General features: G+C 73.4%; 23 protein-coding genes. 5 read left to right on the top strand and 18 right to left on the bottom strand.

Annotated features, from left to right (window positions below):
• The first annotated feature begins 25 nt into the window (after positions 1-25).
• Together ACFPFQ_RS23465 and ACFPFQ_RS23460 are read left to right on the top strand one after the other, a co-directional pair.
• Complete coding sequence (locus ACFPFQ_RS23465) at positions 26-508, top strand: transcriptional regulator (protein ID WP_379622317.1); 483 nt, start codon at positions 26-28, stop codon at positions 506-508.
• 127 nt (positions 509-635) lie between these two features.
• A complete protein-coding gene (locus tag ACFPFQ_RS23460; RefSeq protein ID WP_379622315.1) occupies positions 636-1,658 on the top strand; it encodes a prenyltransferase in 1,023 nt (340 codons plus the stop codon).
• On the opposite strand, the gene ACFPFQ_RS23455 is transcribed toward ACFPFQ_RS23460, so the two are convergent.
• From ACFPFQ_RS23455 to ACFPFQ_RS23415, 9 genes are all read right to left on the bottom strand, one after another.
• Positions 1,642-2,835: an MFS transporter gene (locus tag ACFPFQ_RS23455; protein ID WP_379622313.1), complete on the bottom strand. Its 1,194-nt coding sequence runs from the start codon at positions 2,833-2,835 to the stop codon at positions 1,642-1,644. The two genes, ACFPFQ_RS23460 and ACFPFQ_RS23455, sit on opposite strands and share 17 nt — an antisense overlap.
• A gap of 205 nt (positions 2,836-3,040) precedes the next feature.
• Complete coding sequence (locus ACFPFQ_RS23450; RefSeq protein ID WP_379622311.1) at positions 3,041-3,196, bottom strand: hypothetical protein; 156 nt, start codon at positions 3,194-3,196, stop codon at positions 3,041-3,043.
• 239 nt (positions 3,197-3,435) lie between these two features.
• Positions 3,436-3,855 (bottom strand): transcription antitermination factor NusB, encoded by a 420-nt coding sequence (nusB, locus tag ACFPFQ_RS23445; protein WP_379622440.1) that lies wholly within the window; start codon positions 3,853-3,855, stop codon positions 3,436-3,438.
• 2 nt (positions 3,856-3,857) lie between these two features.
• Positions 3,858-4,421 carry an elongation factor P gene (gene efp / locus ACFPFQ_RS23440; RefSeq protein ID WP_379622309.1) on the bottom strand — a complete coding sequence of 188 codons (564 nt, stop codon included), beginning with the start codon at positions 4,419-4,421 and terminating at the stop codon, positions 3,858-3,860.
• A gap of 135 nt (positions 4,422-4,556) precedes the next feature.
• The gene (locus ACFPFQ_RS23435) at positions 4,557-5,444 is read right to left on the bottom strand and encodes a ketopantoate reductase family protein (RefSeq protein WP_379622307.1); all 888 of its coding nucleotides are present in this window, start codon (positions 5,442-5,444) and stop codon (positions 4,557-4,559) included.
• A 1-nt stretch (position 5,445) separates the two neighbouring features.
• Complete coding sequence (locus ACFPFQ_RS23430; protein WP_379622305.1) at positions 5,446-6,546, bottom strand: aminopeptidase P family protein; 1,101 nt, start codon at positions 6,544-6,546, stop codon at positions 5,446-5,448.
• 31 nt (positions 6,547-6,577) lie between these two features.
• Entirely contained in the window at positions 6,578-7,012 is a 435-nt protein-coding gene (gene aroQ, locus ACFPFQ_RS23425) for a type II 3-dehydroquinate dehydratase (protein ID WP_379622303.1), read from the bottom strand.
• Complete coding sequence (aroB, locus tag ACFPFQ_RS23420) at positions 7,009-8,091, bottom strand: 3-dehydroquinate synthase (protein ID WP_379622301.1); 1,083 nt, start codon at positions 8,089-8,091, stop codon at positions 7,009-7,011. Before aroB ends, aroQ begins: the two co-directional genes overlap by 4 nt.
• Positions 8,092-8,101: 10 nt before the next feature.
• Positions 8,102-8,743, bottom strand: a complete 642-nt coding sequence (locus ACFPFQ_RS23415; protein WP_379622299.1) for a shikimate kinase — start codon at positions 8,741-8,743, stop codon at positions 8,102-8,104.
• 453 nt (positions 8,744-9,196) lie between these two features.
• Here ACFPFQ_RS23415 and ACFPFQ_RS23410 point away from each other — a divergent pair, with 453 nt between their 5' ends.
• A complete protein-coding gene (locus tag ACFPFQ_RS23410) occupies positions 9,197-9,682 on the top strand; it encodes a hypothetical protein (RefSeq protein ID WP_379622297.1) in 486 nt (161 codons plus the stop codon).
• Here the strand turns inward: ACFPFQ_RS23410 and aroC are convergent.
• Genes aroC through ACFPFQ_RS23395 form a run of 3 tightly spaced genes read right to left on the bottom strand, consistent with a single transcriptional unit; the run spans position 9,637 to position 11,908 of the window.
• A complete protein-coding gene (gene aroC, locus ACFPFQ_RS23405) occupies positions 9,637-10,830 on the bottom strand; it encodes a chorismate synthase (protein ID WP_379622295.1) in 1,194 nt (397 codons plus the stop codon). The genes ACFPFQ_RS23410 and aroC overlap by 46 nt on opposite strands.
• A 12-nt stretch (positions 10,831-10,842) precedes the next feature.
• Positions 10,843-11,484: a prepilin peptidase gene (locus tag ACFPFQ_RS23400; protein WP_379622293.1), complete on the bottom strand. Its 642-nt coding sequence runs from the start codon at positions 11,482-11,484 to the stop codon at positions 10,843-10,845.
• Positions 11,477-11,908: a hypothetical protein gene (locus ACFPFQ_RS23395; protein ID WP_379622291.1), complete on the bottom strand. Its 432-nt coding sequence runs from the start codon at positions 11,906-11,908 to the stop codon at positions 11,477-11,479. Before ACFPFQ_RS23395 ends, ACFPFQ_RS23400 begins: the two co-directional genes overlap by 8 nt.
• Positions 11,909-12,063: 155 nt before the next feature.
• Here ACFPFQ_RS23395 and ACFPFQ_RS23390 point away from each other — a divergent pair, with 155 nt between their 5' ends.
• Positions 12,064-12,495 (top strand): PPOX class F420-dependent oxidoreductase, encoded by a 432-nt coding sequence (locus ACFPFQ_RS23390; protein ID WP_379622289.1) that lies wholly within the window; start codon positions 12,064-12,066, stop codon positions 12,493-12,495.
• Here ACFPFQ_RS23390 and ACFPFQ_RS23385 read toward each other — a convergent pair.
• The 6 genes from ACFPFQ_RS23385 to ACFPFQ_RS23360 are packed head-to-tail and all read right to left on the bottom strand — an operon-like array spanning position 12,452 to position 16,957.
• Entirely contained in the window at positions 12,452-13,255 is an 804-nt protein-coding gene (locus ACFPFQ_RS23385; RefSeq protein WP_379622287.1) for an urease accessory protein UreD, read from the bottom strand. The two genes, ACFPFQ_RS23390 and ACFPFQ_RS23385, sit on opposite strands and share 44 nt — an antisense overlap.
• Positions 13,252-13,896 (bottom strand): urease accessory protein UreG, encoded by a 645-nt coding sequence (gene ureG, locus ACFPFQ_RS23380; RefSeq protein ID WP_379622285.1) that lies wholly within the window; start codon positions 13,894-13,896, stop codon positions 13,252-13,254. Before ureG ends, ACFPFQ_RS23385 begins: the two co-directional genes overlap by 4 nt.
• Before the next feature lie 7 nt (positions 13,897-13,903).
• Positions 13,904-14,650, bottom strand: a complete 747-nt coding sequence (locus ACFPFQ_RS23375) for an urease accessory UreF family protein (protein ID WP_379622283.1) — start codon at positions 14,648-14,650, stop codon at positions 13,904-13,906.
• Positions 14,650-16,377 (bottom strand): urease subunit alpha, encoded by a 1,728-nt coding sequence (locus tag ACFPFQ_RS23370; RefSeq protein WP_379622281.1) that lies wholly within the window; start codon positions 16,375-16,377, stop codon positions 14,650-14,652. Before ACFPFQ_RS23370 ends, ACFPFQ_RS23375 begins: the two co-directional genes overlap by 1 nt.
• The gene (locus ACFPFQ_RS23365; protein WP_379622279.1) at positions 16,374-16,658 is read right to left on the bottom strand and encodes an urease subunit beta; all 285 of its coding nucleotides are present in this window, start codon (positions 16,656-16,658) and stop codon (positions 16,374-16,376) included. Before ACFPFQ_RS23365 ends, ACFPFQ_RS23370 begins: the two co-directional genes overlap by 4 nt.
• Positions 16,655-16,957 carry an urease subunit gamma gene (locus tag ACFPFQ_RS23360; protein WP_379622277.1) on the bottom strand — a complete coding sequence of 101 codons (303 nt, stop codon included), beginning with the start codon at positions 16,955-16,957 and terminating at the stop codon, positions 16,655-16,657. The genes ACFPFQ_RS23365 and ACFPFQ_RS23360 overlap by 4 nt, the downstream gene beginning before the upstream one ends.
• A gap of 81 nt (positions 16,958-17,038) precedes the next feature.
• On the opposite strand from ACFPFQ_RS23360, the gene ACFPFQ_RS23355 reads away from it, so the two are divergent.
• Positions 17,039-17,929, top strand: coding sequence for a spermidine synthase (locus ACFPFQ_RS23355; protein WP_379622275.1), 891 nt, complete (start codon positions 17,039-17,041; stop codon positions 17,927-17,929).
• The last annotated feature ends 207 nt before the right edge of the window (positions 17,930-18,136 follow it).

The following is an 18,136-nucleotide window of genomic DNA, read 5'->3' as shown; positions in this document are numbered from 1 at the left end:
ACCAGCAAGTGAGGAGGTCGCCACGATGGGCGACTACGCCAAGGCGCTCGGCGGCAAGCTCCGAGCCATCCGGCAGCAGCAGGGGTTGTCGCTGCACGGGGTCGAGCAGAAGTCGGGCGGCCGCTGGAAGGCGGTCGTGGTCGGCTCGTACGAGCGCGGCGACCGTGCCGTCACCGTGCAGAAACTGGCCGAGCTGGCCGATTTCTACGGCGTGCCCGTGGCCGAGCTGCTCCCGGAGGGCCGGGTCCCGTCCGGTTCCGAGCCCGCCACGAAGATCGTGATCAACCTGGAACGGTTGCAGCAGCTTCCCGCCGACAAGGTCGGGCCGCTGGCGCGCTACGCCGCCGCCATCCAGAGCCAGCGTGGCGACTACAACGGCAAGGTGCTCTCCATCCGCGCCGAGGACCTGCGGTCGCTGTCGATCATCTACGACATGACCCCTGGCGAGCTGACCGATCAGCTCATCAGCTGGGGTGTCCTGCCGCCGGAGGCACGCCCGGCGCAGTAGCAGCTGCACAACCGAACCGAACGGCGGTGGCGCGCGAGGCATCTGGGGAAGGATGCACCGCCCTCCACCGCCGTTCGTCGTTCCGCGGTGGCGCGCCGATGCGCGCGAACGCGCCTACGCTCGGGATGTGACCGAGGCCACCCCGCACTCGCGGCTGCGCTCCTGGACCTACGCGCTGCGCACCACCAACCCGCCACCGGGGGCCGTCGAGGCCGGCCGCGTCGACGCCGGCACGCGCTGGATCGTGGTGAGCCGCGCCGCCGTGCTGCCGATGACCGTCGTGTCCGGGCTCGTCGCGGCGCTGCTGGCCGTGCACGTTCCCGGCTTCGACCTGCTGCTGCTGGTGCTCGCCGTCGCCGGCATCACGCTCGCGCACGTGGCCAACAACCTCATGAACGACCTGTACGACACCACGTCGGGCAGCGACACCGCCACGTACCCGCGTGCGCTCTACGCGCCGCACCCGGTGCTGTCCGGGCTGGTCACGAAGCGGACGCTGCTCGTGGCCATCGTCGTGGTGAACGCGGCCGACCTGGCGATACTCGTCGTGCTGGCGATCGCCCGCGGGTGGCCCGTGGTCGCGTTCGCGGTGGCCGGTTTCGTGCTCAGCGTCGCCTACACCGCGCCGCCGCTGCGGCTGAAGAAGCGCGGGCTGGGCGAGCCGGACGTCCTCGTCGTGTGGGGCCCGCTGATGGTCGGCGGCACCTACTTCAGCGCCACCGGCACGATCGGCTGGGCCGTCCTGCTCGCGTCGCTGCCCTACGGCCTGCTGTGCACCACCGTGCTCATGGGCAAGCACATCGACAAGATCCCCTTCGACGAGCCGCTCGGGATCCGGACGCTGCCGGTGCTGCTCGGCGAGCGCCGGGCCCGGGCCACGACGCTGGGGCTGATGGTGGCGTTCTACGTGCTCGTCGGCGTCGCGGTGCTGCTCGGCGCCATGCCGTGGGCAGCGCTCGTGGTGGTGCTGGCGATCCCCCGGCTGCTGAAGGTGTGGCCGCGGTTCCGGAGGCCACCGCCCGACGAGCCGCCGCCGGGGTTCCCCGTCTGGCCGCTCTGGTACGCCGCGCTGGCCTGGGTGCACGTGCGCCAGGCCGGGGCGCTGCTCGTGCTCGGGCTCGCGGTGGGGGCGATCATCCCGCTGCTGTGACCGCCTCCGGTCGCGCCGGCGTTGCCGCCGAGGCGCGCCGGGAGTGGCGCAGCATCAGCAGCGCGAGCCCCATCCCCAGCGCGGCCAGCACGGCGCCCACGGCGGCGGGTGCGGCCAGGCCGAAGCCGGCGGCGATCACCATCCCGCCCAGCGCCGCACCCAGTGCGTTGGCCGTGTTGAACCCGGACTGGATCGCAGCCGAGGCGAGCGCGGGCGCCGCGCTCGCAGCGTCCATCACCACCGACTGGACCGCCGGGATCAGCGCCAGTCCCAGCACCCCGACGCCGAAGATCACGATCGGCGCGAGCACCGGGGACCGCACCGCGGGCACGGCGGCGACCAGCAGCGCCGTCTGGCCGCCCAGCAGGACGACCAGCAGCTTGCGGTGGTCGAACCGGTCGGCCAGCCGCCCACCGAGCACGGTGCCCACCGTCATGCCGAGACCGAAGACCGCCAGCAGCGCCGGGATGGCCCCCGCGCCGTATCCGGTGAGCTCGATCATCATCGGCGCGATGTAGCTGTAGAACGCGAACAGGCCCCCGGTGCCCACCGCCACGACGCCCAGCACCAGGAGCACCGCGGGCGAGCGGAGCACGGCCAGTTCGGCGCGCAGGCCGGGTGCGACCTCCACCCGGCCGCGCGGGACGAACACGAGCACGCCTGCGACGCAGAGCAGCGCGAGCGCGGCGATCACGACGAACGCGAGCCGCCAGCCGGCCAGCCCACCGAGCAGCGCGGCGGCCGGCACGCCCACGAGGTTGGCCACCGTCAGCCCGAGGACCATCGACGCGATGGCGGACGCTCGGCGATGCGGTGGCACGAGCGAGGCCGCGACGAGCGAGGCGACGCCGAAGAAGGCCCCGTGCGGGAGCCCGGACAGGAACCGGGCGGCCACGAGCACACCGAACGAGGGTGCGACGGCGGCGAGGGCGTTCCCGGCGGCGAACAGGGCCATGAACAGCACCAGCATCGTCCGCCGCGACAGCCGCACGGCCGCGGCCGTGAGCAGCGGGGCCCCGACCACGACGCCGATCGCGTAGGCGGTGATCAGGTTGCCCGCGACGGGGATGGACACCGCCGTCTCGCCGGCGATCTGGGGCAGCAGCCCCATCACGGCGAACTCGGTGAGCCCGATGGCGAAGGCGCCCAAGGCCATCGCGAGTATCGCGAACGGCATGGCAGTACTCCTGCAGAACGGCGGACGGGTGGTGGCCGACTCGTCGTTGCGCTGGCCCACGGAAACGCTACGTCCGGCAGGACCTCGATGTCGAATCGATTCGATGTGTCCCAGCCCTCACCGTCGAGAACGACGTTGCCATGATCAAAAGAGCTGTTCGATCATGGCAACGTCGTTCTCGACGGAACAGGCCGCCCCACACCGATCAGGGATGGGCCGTCCAGAAGAGCTCGTCGACCCACATCGCCTGGTCGGCCATGTCACGCATCGGCACCGTCTGCTCCGACAGACCGGTTTCGCCGAGCGCGTCCATCGCGTGGACCGTGCGGTTGGCGAAGATGTCGGCCAGGTTCTCGACCACATGGGGGCCGCCCGCCGATCGACCCCGGCAGCAGCGCAACGGGGGTGGCGTCAGGATGCAGCTCGTGCGTCCAGGCGTAGGCGCGGACCGTGCCGAAGCTCGTGACGACGTCGTGTGTGCCGCTGGGTGCCGGCATGCGGTTCAGCGCTTCGGTGTAGGCATCCACGTAGGCCAACCGTCCGGCCGTGGTGCGGAACCGGCCGACGTTGCGAACGTCCGGCCTGGCGCTCCTGGTCCGGCTAACGCGAGGCGCGCAGGTGCTCCGCGATGTCGGCGATGCGGCCGAGCACGCCGTTGAGGAACCGGGGGCTGTCGTCGGTGGACAGCGTGCGCGCCAGCTCCACGGCCTCGGTGATGGCCACCGGGTCGTCGATCTCGTCGACCCACAGCAGCTCGAAGACACCGATCCGCAGCAGCGTGCGGTCGACGGCGGGCATCCGCGCCACCGACCAGCCCTCGGCGTGCTCCGAGAGCAGCTGGTCGATGCGCTCGCGATGGGCGACAACGCCCTCGACGAGCATGCCGGCGTAGTCCGACACCGGCGGGGCGTCGTCGGTCTCGCGGCGCTGCTCGAGCACGGCCAGCGGGTCGTCGCCGCGCGCCTCGGACTCGAAGAGAATGTCGAGCGCCCGCTTGCGGGCCTTCGTACGGGCGCGCAACATCAGCTGGATACGCGGCCGAGGTAGCGCCCGTCGCGGGTGTCCACCTTGACCTTCTCGCCGGTGGTGACGAACAGCGGCACCTGGATCTCGGCGCCCGTCTCCAGGGTGGCCGGCTTGGTGCCGCCGGTGGAGCGATCGCCCTGCAGGCCCGGGTCGGTGTGGGAGATGACGATCTCCACCGACGTGGGCAGCTCGATGTAGAGCGGCACGTTCTCGTGCAGCGCCACCATCGCGACCTGGTTCTCGAGCAGGTAGCCCGCAGCCGACCCGACGGTGTTCTCCGGGATCGGGATCTGGTCGAACGTGTCGCCGTCCATGAACACGAAGTCGGCGCCGTCGCGGTACAGGTAGGTCATGTCCCGGCGGTCGACGGTGGCGGTCTCGACCTTCAGACCGGCGTTGAACGTCCGGTCGACGACCTTGCCGGTCATCACGTTCTTCAGGGTGGTGCGCACGAAGGCGCCCCCCTTGCCGGGTTTGACGTGCTGGAACGCCGTGACCGACCACAGCTGGCCGTCAAGGTTGAGCACCAAGCCGTTCTTCAGGTCGTTCGTGGAGGCCACGTGCGCGTATCTCCTGCGTCTGTGCTGGGCTGCGTGGTGATCGGCTGGGTGGCCGGAGAACTCCGGGACCGCCGGCACGCGCCGGGTGTGCGTCGAGGCGACGCCGCGATTCGGCGCCGTCGTCCGCCGACCATCCTACCGGCTGGCCTGCGCCGCACCGCGCCGCGGTCGTTCGGCGATCTCCGCGACCACGGCACGGGTGACCGGCGCGTCGACCGCCCGCAGGATCGGGCCGGCGATGGCGTCGAGCTCGAGCGTCGCGCCGACCTCGGCGTCCTTGAGCATCGAGGACTTCATCGTCGCGGGCAGGCCACGCAGCCGCTCGAGCACCGCAGCACCCACGATCGCTGCCCCACCGGCCGCTGCTGCCGCCACGGCCTCGCCGACGAGCCCCTCCACGAGGTCGGGACGGGCCTCCCGCGCCGCGCCCGCAGGAGCCATCGCGTGCGTGGTGAGCAGCGCGAACGGCGCCAGGAACGACAGCTTGCGCCACAGCAGCGTGCTCTCGTCGGGGGCGGTCGCCACGGCATCCAGGCCGGCGGCCGCCAGCAGTTCGGCGACATCGGTGTCGGCGGTGGTGACGGCGTAGTCGGCGAAGGGAGACAGGTGCTCGATGACGCCGGGTGCCACCCGGGTGGCCTCCACGGCCACCGTCATCGGCACCACCCGCGACTGCGGGAACACCGCACGCAGCAGCGGGACGTGGTCGATCCCGTTGAGCAGCGGCGCCACGACCGCACCCGCCAGCAACCCGGCGGGCACGCGCGCGAGCGCGGCGAGCAGGTCGGGCGCCTTCACCGCCACGAACAGCCGGTCCACCGGTGCCGCCAGCCACGGCCGCGCCACGACCGGGGCGGTGCGCTCGCCGTAACGCGCGCTGCGCAGCGTCAGGCCGGCGGTGTTGACGGCAGTGCTGGTGGTGTCGGACGCCAGCAGGGTGACGTCATGGCCGGCGTCGGCGAGCATCAGTCCGAGCATGCCGCCGACCGCGCCGGCGCCGAGTACCGCGGTGCGTGTCGTCATCTCAGACCTCGATCAGCTCTTTGGGGTGGCGGGTGAGGAGGTCGGGATCGCCGTCGCGCACCACCAGCGTGTCCTCGATCCGCACCCCGCCGCGGCCCGCCAGGTAGACGCCGGGTTCCACGGTGACGGCCATTCCCGCGGCCAGTGTTCCGACCCCGGTCTTGCCCAGCGCGGGCGCCTCGTGGATCTCCAGGCCGACACCGTGGCCGAGCCCGTGCAGGAACTCATCGCCCCGGCCGGCGTCGACGATCACCGACCGCGCCGCCGCGTCCACGGCGGCGACGTCGGTGCCGGGGGCGAGCGCGGCGCAGCCGGCCCGCTGCGACGTCGCCACCAGGTCGTAGAGCTCGCGCTGCCAGTCGGCGGCCCGCCCGAGCACGACCGTGCGGGTCATGTCGGAGTGGTAGCCGTCGACGAGCGCCCCGAAGTCCACCTTGACGAGGTCCCCGCGCTGCAGCACGGCGTCGGTGGGCCGGTGGTGCGGCACGGCCGAGTGGGCGCCGGCCGCGACGATCGTGTCGAACGACGGGCCGTCGGCACCGTGGCGACGCATCCTGATCTCCAGGTCCAGCGCCACATCGCGCTCCGAGCGACCGGCGACCAGACCACCCTCTGCGAGGACCTCGGCGAGCGCGGCATCGGCGGCCGCTGCCGCCGCGAGCAGCGCCGCAACCTCGGCGTCGTCCTTCACCAGCCGGAGCAGCTGCACCAGACCCGGTGCCCGCTCCAGCGCGACGCCCGCGGCGGCCGCGGCGAGCGCCGCGTGGGCGTCGACGCTGACGAGGTCGGACTCGAAGCCCATCCGTCGCACCCCGGCGCCGGGCGCCAGCGCGGCCAGTGCGGTGGCGCTGCTCCGGTCGATCACCCGCTCCAGCCCGGGAACCTCACCTGCCGACTGGGTGAGGTAGCGCCCGTCGGTGGAGAAGCGGCTGCGCTCGTCGCCGTCCGCGTGGACCAGCAGGGCGGCCTGCGACCCGGTGAACCCCGTCAGGTAGCGGACGTTGACCAGGTCGGTGACCAGCAGCGCGTCGAGCTCCGCGGTGGCCAGCAGGCCCCGCAGGGCGGCGCGGCGCGCCGCCGTGGCGGAAGGGGTGGGGGGCATGGCGCCACCCTACGACGCGCCCGGTGATCGGCTACTGGCCGGCGATCCAGCGCAGCGCGAGCGCGTAGCCCTCCACGCCGAGCCCGACGATCACGCCGCTCGCCACCGCCGAGATGAAGGAGTGGTGCCGGAACTCCTCGCGCTTGTGCACGTTGCTGATGTGGACCTCCACCAGCGGCGCGGTGAGCTGCGCGCACGCGTCGCGCACCGCCACCGACGTGTGGGTCCAGGCCGCGGCGTTCAGCACCACCGGGGTGCCGGCATCGGCTGCCCCGTGCAGCCAGCCCAGCAGCTCGGACTCGGCATCGGTCTGCCGGACCTCCACGTGCAGGCCCAATTCGGCCCCGGCCTTCTCGCACAGCGTGACGAGGTCGGCATGGGTGGTGGCGCCGTAGACCGACGGCTCGCGGGTGCCGAGCCGACCGAGGTTGGGCCCGTTCAGGACGAGCACCGGCCGCCCGGTCATGCCGTGACCGCCGCGTAGGCCCGTTCGAGCAGCTCCGGCTCCGGCCCCTCGAGCCGTCCGGGCTTCGCCAGCCCGTCGAGCACGACGAACCGCAGCATGCCGGCGCGGCTCTTCTTGTCACCACGCATCGTCTCCGTCAGCTCGGGCAGCACGCCCGGCTCGTAGGAGACGGGGAGCCCGACCGACGTCAGCACGGCACGGTGCCGGTCGGCCGTGGCGTCGTCGAGCCTGCCGGCGGCGCGCGCCAGCTCCGCGGCGAACACCAGCCCGACGCTGACGGCTGAGCCGTGGCGCCAGCGGTACTCCTCGCGACGCTCGATTGCGTGTGCGAGCGTGTGACCGTAGTTGAGGATCTCGCGCAGGTGTGACTCGCGCAGATCGGCGGCCACGACGTCGGCCTTGACCTGGATGGCCCGGCGCACCAGCTCCGGCAGCACCGTCCCGGTCGGGGCGAGCGCGGCCGCGGGACCGGCCTCGACGAGGTCGAGGATCACCGGGTCGGCGATGAAGCCGGCCTTGATGATCTCCGCGCTGCCGGCGACGAGCTCCGCCATCGGGAGCGTGTCGAGCGTGGCCAGGTCGACCAGCACCGCCGACGGCTCGTGGAACGCACCCACCAGGTTCTTGCCGGCCTCGGTGTTGATGCCGGTCTTGCCGCCGACCGCGGCGTCGACCATTGCGAGCAGGGTGGTGGGCACGTGCACCACCCGCACGCCGCGCATCCAGGTGGCAGCCACGAATCCGGCGAGGTCGGTGACCGCTCCCCCGCCCAGCGAGATCACCACGTCGTTGCGGGTGAGCCCGATCTGGCCGCAGATCCCCCAGCAGAAGCCCGCGACCGCCAGCGACTTGCCGTCCTCGGCGTCGGGGACCTCGACGCGGTGGGCATCCACACCCGCCGACTCGAGTTCCACGCGCACCTGTTCGGCGACATCGGCCAGCGCGGGCTGGTGCACGATCAGCGCAGCCCCGGCACCCAGCCCCGTGATGGTCTCCGTGAGCTGCGCACGCACGCCGCGTCCGACGAGCACCGGGTACGGCCGCTGCGTGGCGACCTCGATACGGACCGTCTCGTTCACGGGCCAGACCCTACTGACAGCTCGTGCCCGCACCCGGCGCGACGGTCGGGTTGGGCAGCAGCGCGCCGTCGTGGGGGGTGGGCCGGTCGAGCGGATCGGCCGGGTCGACCGGCTCCTCCGGAGTGTCGGACGGCAGCTCCCCGATCGCCACCAGCACCGCGCGCGCCACCTGGTTGGCGCTGCGACGCACCGTGTCGACCTCGGCGGTGGCCACCTCCCGGTACAGCGGTGCCCGCGCGTCGAGCAGGGCCTTGAACGTGGCACGGGGGTTGACCCCGGCCAGCAGCGGGCGGGCGGTGGACATCCCGGTGCGGCGGATCCCGTCGGCCAGCCCGACCGACAGGTGCACGACGCGGTGCCCGCGCAACCGCTCCCGCGTGTCCGGGGCCAGCACGGAACCGCCACCGAGCGCGAGCACCCCGTCGACGGTTGTCAGCGCCTCGGCGACGACCTCGCGTTCGAGTGCGCGGAAGGCATCCTCGCCGTCCTCGAGGAACATGTCGGCGATCGCCTTGCCGGCACGGGCCACGATCAGCTCGTCGACGTCGGTGAAACCGACCTCGAGCCGCCGGGCCAGCACGCGCCCGACCGTGGTCTTGCCGGCACCGGGCGGGCCGACCAGCACCAGGACGGGACGTCTGTCTGCGCTCACCGAGAGCAGCTTAGTGAGCCGCCCCGCGGCCGGTTCCTCCGCCCGGGGACTGCGGGATCCGAACCGCTGAACCCGATCGATGACGGTCTTCGTCGCTGACACGGCCCCGTACAGCGCTCGCCTCCACTGGACCGTTGGAGTGATCCGCTACTGTCGCCGAGACGTGATGTCTATCGGACCGTGACGTCACCGCTTTCTGTCACACGATCGGGAGTTCCGGGTGAACGACGACAACGCGGGTGCCACCGCGGTGCCGGGGCCGGATGACGACGCAGCAGTTGCCCGGGTTCCTGCACCCAGGCCCTCGACCCGTCCGGATCCGGCGGCACCGGATCCCGCAGCGGTGGCTGCGGTGCCGGCACAGCTGCGCCGGGTCGACGTAGCGCCGACGGCGCCGGTCCGGGACGCGACGTCCCCCGACGGTTCCGTGGTGCCGGCCCCGCGGAGTGGCCGGTGACCCGCAACGATCCGCCTGCCCATCCCCTCCAGGGCGTCGACGGCGACCCGCCACCGCCCCGGCGAGAGCAGCTCCCGTTGCCGCAGCGCGAGCGCCTCACCCACCTGGAACCGCAGCTGCGCACGCCGCACAGCTCCGGCGACGGCACCCCGTTCGCCGCGTTCGAGTCCGAGGAGTCCGGCGCGACCGGTGACGCGGGCGAACCCGACGACGCCTCCACCGCATCCGGCCGTCACGCTCGCCGCAGCGGGGTCGACAGCAGCGGGGCCGAGGGCTGCGAACCGAATGACGAGTCGTTCCCGACAGCAGCGTTCCCAGCAGCCGCCTTCGTGGAGGGCAGCCGCCGCGCCGCCGACGCCGCAGCGACCCCACCGCTGCCGTGGCGGCCGGCCCGTCCGGCGCAGGGTTCCCGCCCGCGGCGCCCCTGCGGCCGCGATCAGGCCTCGGGTCCGCCGGGCAGCGGCGGCACCGCTTCCAGGTAGGCCCGGTAGTTGCGGCGGGTCTCCACGATCGAGTCGCCGCCGAACTTCTCCAGCGCCGCCTCCGCCAGCACGAGTGCGACCATCGCCTCGGCGACCACACCTGCCGCCGGCACCGCGCACACGTCGGAACGCTGGTGGATGGCCTGTGCCGGCTCGCCGGTGGCCATGTCGACCGTCTGCAGCGCCCGCGGCACCGTGGAGATCGGCTTCATCGCCGCCCGCACCCGCACCGGCTCACCGTTGCTCATGCCGCCCTCGATGCCGCCCGCGCGGTTGGACAGCCGCTTGACGGGATCCCCGGGGATCATCTCGTCGTGGGCCTCGCTGCCCCGCCGGTGTGCGGTGCGGAAGCCGTCGCCGATCTCCACACCCTTCATCGCCTGGATGCCCATGAGGACGGCCGCGAGGCGGGCGTCGAGCCTGCGGTCGGACTGCACGTAGCTGCCCAGGCCCACCGGCAGCCCGAACGCGATGACCTCGACGACACCGCCGAGCGTGTCGCCGTCCTGCTGGGCGGCGTCGACCTCGGCGACCATGGCGGCGGTGGCCGACTCCGACCACGCCCGGACCGGGCTGGCGTCGATCCGCTCCAGGTCACGCGGGCCGGGCAGCTCGTCCTCGGGGGCGTCGACCGAACCCAGTGCCACCACGTGCGAGACGATGTCGACGTCGAAGGCCTGCTTGAGGAACGCCCTGGCGACGGTGCCGAGCACCACCCGCGCCGCGGTCTCGCGGGCACTGGCGCGCTCGAGCACCGGGCGGGCGTCGTCGAACCCGTACTTCGTCATGCCGGCGAGATCGGCGTGGCCGGGGCGCGGGCGCGTCAGCGGGGCATTGCGGGCGCGGTTGGCGATGAGCTCGGCGTCGACCGGGTCGGCCGCCATCACCGTGGTCCACTTGGGCCACTCGCTGTTGCCGATCCGGACCGCCACCGGACCGCCCTGGGTGATGCCGTGGCGGACCCCACCGATCACCTCCAGCTCGTCGGCCTCGAACTTCATCCGAGCGCCCCGGCCGTGGCCGAGCCTCCGGCGGGCCAGCTCGGCGGCCAGTTCCTTGGTGGTGATCTCCACACCGGCGACCATGCCCTCGAGCACAGCGACCAGCGCGGGACCGTGGGACTCCCCAGCGGTGATCCAACGCAGCACAGCGCAATTCTCTCACCCCCCTCCCGCGACAGCCGCACCCGCCGCGACCAGCCATCCGGCCGCGACCATCGACGGCCCGTGCGGTACCCCGAAACCCACACCCGCCCGCCCCGACGCGACCGCGAGAGTGGCGATCACCGCGGTGAACAGCATCGCCAGCACCATCCCGAGCACCACGGCGGCGCCCGACGCCGCACCCAGCACCGCGCCGACGGGCGCGGCCAGCTTCACATCGCCCCCGCCCATCGCCCGCGGCGCCGCCAGGTGCACCGCGGCGTGCGCCCCCGTGGCGATCACCGCGGCGATCGCCGACCCCGCCACGGCGGCCCAGCCGAGCGGGACCACCAGCACGAGCAGCACGGGCAACGCCGGCAGCGTCAGCGCATCGGGCAGGCGACGGTGGTGCAGGTCGACCACCGCGACCGTGACACCGAGCCAGGCCATGCCGAGCAGCACCGGCACCCACGGCGCGGGGAGCCCGCCGCCTGCCCACGCCCCGACCGTCGCGGCCCAGAGCAGCGCCACCGCGCACTCACAGACCGGTGCCCGCACCCGCGTACCCCGCCGCAGCCGGGCCAGCAACAACCGGGCCACCGCGCCGGCAACCGCTCCGGCCACGGCGCCCCCCAGCGCCCCGGCAACGACCTCACCCATCGCGGTGGCCGGTCGGATCGCCTGCTCCCACCCCGATCGGGACCAGGGCCGGGTCACGCGGCGCGCGCACCCACGGCCCGGCCGCCGGGGTCATCGCAACCGGTGTCGTCGGCACCGGGATCATCGCCGCCGGGATCATCGCCGCCGGAACCAGCACCGGCTCGTAGCAGGGCGCCGAGAGGAGCTCCGCCGGGATCCGCACAGTGCGCACCGGCGCTGCGGGTGCCCGCGGGCAGGGTGGATGGCCCGGATGCGCGGCCCGCGGGGGTAGCGCGAGGGTGCCGTCGGTGCGGCGCGCCCGGAGGAGGTCGAACACCGCAGCGATCCGCCACGGGCCCGAGCGCGTGGCTCCTGAGCTGAGGAACTCCACCGCCCAGCCATCGAGTGCGGTGGGAGCGAGGGTGGTCGGGTGCGTTGTCGTCATTCCTCGATGTTTGCCGACGAGGTGGCGTCGTGGGGGTCGAGTTCCCGATCTGTGGATGGCCGGCCGCGATGGGGACAACCGGCGCCCGGGATGACGTGTGGACCCGGAATGGTTGGTGCGCTGTGGTAGCGCCACCGACCGAAGAGGAGTACCCCGTGTCCGACGTCGATCCCGTTCTGCTGGACCTGTTCACGGCCAGCCGCAACGGCACTCTGATCACCCTCAAGCGCGATGGCCGGCCACAGGCGTCCGTCGTCACCCACCACTTCGACGTGGCGAGCCGCACGTTGCGGGTGTCGATCACCGAGGGCCGGGCGAAGACCCGCAACCTGCGCCGTGACCCCCGTGCGAGCTACTCCGTGGTCAGCACGGACCAGCGCACGTACGCCGTCGGCGAGGCGCTCGCCGAGCTCACCCCGCCCGCGACCGCCCCCGACGACGCGACGGCCGACGCGCTCGTGGAGCTGTACCGCTCCATCGCGGGCGAGCACCCCGACTGGGACGAGTACCGCGCCGCGATGGTGGCCGATCACCGGGTCGTGCTCACCCTGAAGCTGGACCGCATCTACGGCGCGAACCTGGGTTGAGCGAGCGGCCGACCCCGGAGGTGGCGCTCGTCGCCTCGGCGAGCAGCGCCATCACCGGACCGGGGTCGCCCACGGCCAGCAGCAGCGCACCCGGGCCCGCGAGCGGGGTCCAGGCCCACCGCACCCCGCGGCGCTCCCCGGAGGTGTCGCGATCATCGGTCGGGGCATCGCCCGCGGTATCGCCCGCCAGCAACAACGTCCCCACGGCGCGGGCCCCGGCGGCGCCGCCGGGGCCCGACAGTGCCGCGTCGGCCCCGTCGAGCACGGTGGTGTGAGCGAGCAGCGGTTCGCCGCGGAACGTGGCGACGAGCGAGCCGTGGTAGCGGCCACCACGGTGGCCGTGACGTCCGAGCACCACCACCTCACGCACTGCTGCGGAGGCCCCGGCGGCCATGTCGAGCCGCAGTGTCACATCGATCGCGGCGCCGTCGGTGACGATCGTGGGCTCCGGTGCCCAGCCGAGCCGCGCCCCCGGCGCGAGCCGGATCGTCGTGTCCCACCGCGCCGCCTCGGCGCCGGGCCCGGGCTGCGCGAGCGTCGCACCGGCGCTGCCGACCCGCAGGCGCGCGCACTCCCCCACCTCGACGTCGAGCCCGAGCACATCGCCGCCCAGCGGGCCGCCCGCGCCGTGCACGAGGTGCACCTGGTCCTCGCCCGTGGGACGCAGCACCACCGGCCACGCGTGGGACCAGCGGATCCGCTGCCTGCCGTCGACCCGGTCGACCCGCAGCTGCGCGGCTGCGGCGACCCCGGTCGTCACCGGCCGCGCGCCCGCACCAGCCCGGTGATCCACTCCGCGATCGGCGCGGCGTCGGGCTGCTCACGCAGGGAGACGAGGACCGTCGGCCTGCCTTCACGCACCTTCTCGGCGTCGGTGCGCATGACGTCGAGGTCGGCACCCACGAGCGGAGCCAGGTCGATCTTGTTGATCACCAGCAGGTCCGACCGGGTGACACCGGGCCCGCCCTTGCGCGGCACCTTGTCACCGCCCGCGACGTCGAGCACGAAGATCTGCGCGTGGATCAGGCCGTAGCTGAACGTTGCGGTGAGGTTGTCGCCGCCGCTCTCGACGAGCACCAGGTCCGGGTCGTGACGGGCGACGAGGTCCTCGACGGCGTCGAGGTTGGCGGTGATGTCGTCGCGGATGGCCGTGTGCGGGCAGCAGCCGGTGCGCACGGCGCGGATCCGCTCGTCGGGGAGGACGCCGTGGCGGCGCAGGAAGTCGGCGTCCTCGGTGGTGTAGATGTCGTTGGTCACCACGACGATCGACATCTCGGCGGCCAGCGCGCGGCACAGCGCCGCGACGAGCGCGGTCTTGCCGCCGCCCACCGGCCCGCCGATGCCGATCCGGAGCGGCCCCGCCGGCCCCGCCGGGAGTGGTGCGTGGACGTGGGCGGTCATCAGGTCGTCACGATGCAAAGAGAGTCGCCTCCGAGGATCTGTGCAGTTGGGCGAGAACGTCGTGGAGCGGGCTGCCCGCGGTGGGCAGGAGCGCCGGGTCGTCGGCCGTGACGGCGAGCAGCGCCGCGGCGGTGGCGTGCCTCGCCACGGGTTCTGCCGTGCGACCGGCCGCGGCCGCCACCGCGGCGACGGCGATCGGGTCGAGCCCCAGCAGCCGCACCACCGCCGTGCACGCGCCGCCGACGAGGTGGTGCAGCGCGAGCGCGGCGGCCTCGGCCGGGGACGCGGCCGCACCGGCCGCGGCGACGCCGAGCACGAGCGGGTGGTGGACGTGCGGCAGGGCGCGGAGCGCGTCGACGGCCGGGCCGGGCCACGCCAGTGCGACGGTGCGCAGCAGCGCCGAACCCTGGGCCCAGGAGGCCGCCCGCAGCGCGGCGGACGGCATGCGGGCGGAGAGGGCGGCGTCCCAGCGGGCCCACGGCGTTCCCGGGCACCCCGTTGCAGGAAAGCCACTTTCCTGCAACGTCGTTGCGGCAAAGTGGCTTTCCTGCAATCCGGCGAGGGCACACGCGGCCGCCGCAGCCGCCGCCGGCACCTCGGCTCCCGCGCGCAGCCGACCGTCCAGGAACAGCGCCAGGTCGGCCTCGGTGCGCAGCAGCCCGCGGTCGACGAGCGCCTCCACCCCACCCGAGTGCCCGTGGCCGCCCGAGGGCAGCCGGGAGTCGGCGAGCAGCAGCAGTCCGGAGGAGATCATCAGAACAGGAAGTACCGCTGCGCCATCGGCAGCACGGCCGCCGGAGCCGGCTCGACCACGTCACCGTCGATCCGCACGGTGAACGTGTCGGGGTCGACCTCGATCCGCGGCAGCGCGTCGTTGCCCGGCATGTCGGCCTTCGTCAGCCCGCGGGTGTCGCGGACGGCCACCAGCCTGCGTCGCACCGCCAGCCGCGACGCCAGCCCGTTCTCGATCGCCGCGGGTGCCACGAAGTGCACGGAGGTGGCCGCCGCGGTGACCGGAGCCGCCCCGAACATCGGACGCGGCAGCACCGGCTGCGGTGTGGGGATCGAGGCGTTGGCGTCACCCATCGCCGCGTAGGCGATCACCCCACCCTTGATCACCAGCGCCGGGCGGACACCGAAGAACGCCGGCGCGTACAGCACCAGGTCGGCGAGCTTGCCGGGCTCGACCGACCCGACCTCACCGTCGAGACCGTGGGCGATCGCCGGGCAGATCGTGTACTTCGCGACGTAGCGCCTCGCGCGCACGTTGTCGGCCGCACCGTCGCCGGGCAACGACCCCCAGCGCTTCTTGCCGACGTGCGCGGTCTGCCAGGTGCGCAGCGGCACCTCGCCGACCCGGCCCATCGCCTGCGAGTCCGACCCGATCATCGAGATCGCACCGAGGTCGTGCAGCAGGTCCTCGGCCGCGATCGTCGAGGGCCGGATGCGGCTCTCGGCGAAGGCGAGGTCCTCGGGCACGGTCGGCTTGAGGTGGTGGCAGACCATCAGCATGTCGAGGTGCTCGTCGACGGTGTTGACGGTGTGCGGGCGCGTCGGGTTCGTCGACGACGGGAGGATGTGCGGCTGCCCCGCAACGGTGATGATGTCGGGCGCGTGCCCGCCGCCGGCGCCTTCCGTGTGGTAGGCGTGGATACCCCGCCCGGCGATCGCGGCGAGGGTGTCCTGCACGTACCCGGCCTCGTTGAGCGTGTCGGTGTGGATCGCCACCTGGATGCCGGCCTCGTCGGCCACCCGCAGGCACGCGTCGATCGCCGCGGGCGTCGAGCCCCAATCCTCGTGCAGCTTGAACCCGGAGATCCCGACCTCGACCTGCTCGCGCAGCGCGTCGACGCCCACCGTGTTGCCCTTGCCCAGCAGCGCGATGTTGAGCGGGTGCTCGTCGAGCGACTCCAGCATCCGCGCCACGTACCAGGACCCGGGCGTGACGGTGGTGGCCTTCGTGCCGTCCGCAGGCCCGGTACCGCCCGCGATCCACGTGGTGATGCCCGACCCCAGCGCCTCGGGGATCTGCGTCGGGGAGATCAGGTGCACGTGGCAGTCGACGCCGCCGGCCGTCATGATCAGCCCGTTGCCGGCGATGATCTCGGTGGACGGACCGATCACCAGGTCCGGGTGGACGCCGTCCATGATGTCGGGGTTGCCTGCCTTGCCCAGCGCGACGATCCGGCCGTCCCGGACGCCGACGTCGGCCTTGACCACACCCCAGTGGTCGAGCACGAGCGCGCCGGTGATGACGAGGTCGGGGGCGCCCTCGGCGCGGGTGGTGCGCGCCTGGCCCATCGACTCGCGAATCACCTTGCCGCCGCCGAAGACGACCTCGTCGCCGCCCTGCGGGCCGCGGCAGCGGTCCTCCTCGACCTCGATCCAGAGATCGGTGTCGGCCAGCCGCACCCGGTCGCCGGTGGTCGGGCCGTACAGCTCGGCGTAGCGGGCCCGATCGATGATCCACGGACCCGTCACGGCAGCCTCAGTCCCGGAACGGTGGCCGTGCCGCCCAGCGCCACGAGCTCGACGGTGCGCTCCACACCCGGCTCGAACCGCACGGCGGTGCCTGCCGGGACGGCGAGCCGCTTGCCGGTGGCGACCTCACGGTCGAACAACAGCGCCGGATTGGCCTGTGCGAAGTGGTAGTGCGAGCCGACCTGGATCGGTCGGTCGCCCGAGTTGACGACGTCGAGCGTGATGCGCTCCCGCTCGATCACCACCGGATCGGCCCCGAGCACGTACTCCCCCGGGATCACTGGATCGGCCGATGCACGGTGACGAGCTTGGTGCCGTCCGGGAACGTGCCCTCGACCTGCACGGACGTGACCATCTCCGGCACGCCCTCCATCACATCGGCGCGGGTGAGCACCTGCTGCCCGCCGGTCATGAGCTCGGCGACCGTCCGGCCGTCGCGGGCGCCCTCGAGCACCCAGTCACTGATCACGGCGACGGCCTCGGGATAGTTCAGGAGCAGGCCACGAGCTCGGCGTTGCTGCGCCAGCCCGGCCGCGACGTGCAGCAGCAACCGCTCCTGCTCATGGGGGGAGAGCAACATCGAAGATCCTTCCGGGCGACGACGTCGCGACGATAGTCCCGGCCGATGACGGTGCTGTTACGCCGGGAATGATGGTTCCCCGTGCCGGATGACGCTGTGCCCGATCCCGACGTTCCCGCCCCCCGCGACGCTCGCGCCGTCATCCGGGCGGAGGTCGACCACGGTCACGCCGAGCTCGTCGGCGACCCCGACCGTCCCCACGGCTGGACGCTGCTCATCGACGGCACCGCGCAGTCCCACGTGGACCTCGACGACCCGCTGCACCTGGAGTTCGAGTACATCCGCAGGCTCGCGCACGTCGTCGACCTCGTGGGGGTCCCGTCGCGGCCGCTGCGCGCCCTGCACCTCGGCGGGGGTGCCTGGACGCTGGCCCGCTACGTCGCGGCGACACGGCCCGGCTCGGCGCAGCGGGTGGTGGAGATCGACGGCGCGCTCGCCGACCTCGTCCGATCCCGGCTGCCCGCCGACGGCAGCGGCATCACCGTCACCGTGTCGGACGCGCGGGCGGCGCTGATCGGCGCCGCACCCGCGGCCGTCGACCTGCTGGTGCTCGACGTGTTCGCCGGCGCCCGCACGCCCGCGCACCTGACCACGGCCGAGTTCGTCGCCACGGCGGCCCGGGCGCTCGCCCCCGGCGGTGTCTACGCCGCCAACGTCGCCGACGGGGGTGTGCTGCCGTTCGCCCGGACGCAGGTGGCGGCGGCCGCCGCCGCGTTCGCCGACATCGCCGTGATCGCCGCGCCGGACGTGCTGGGCGGGCGCCGCTTCGGCAACCTCGTGCTCGTCGCCTCGGACGACGAGCTGCCGGTGGACGCGCTCACCCGCCGCGCGGCGGGTGACCCGTTCCGGGCCCGGGTGCTCGACGACGCCGAGTCGCGGGAGTTCGCGGGCCGGGCGCAGGTACCGCACGATCGCGGGGCCACCCCCTCCCCGATGCCGCCGCCGGGGTTCTTCGGGCGGGCGGCGGACTGAACGGCTCCACCCAGCCGGCCGGCCCGGCTCACCTTCGCGGGGCCGTTGCAGGAAAGTCCGTCATGGCCTGCGGCCGCCATGAAAGACGAGAACCGGGACGTCGGCTGCGGATGGGGGGCGTGCCCCGCGCTACGGCGCCCTCACCGGGCCGGCAGTTCAACACGAGGGGGTCGTGCCCTCCCGGGGTGCGCGAGCCGCACGCCACGG

Source organism: Pseudonocardia sp. GCM10023141, assembly GCF_042653605.1.
This window is presented reverse-complemented; position numbering and strand designations above follow the sequence as displayed.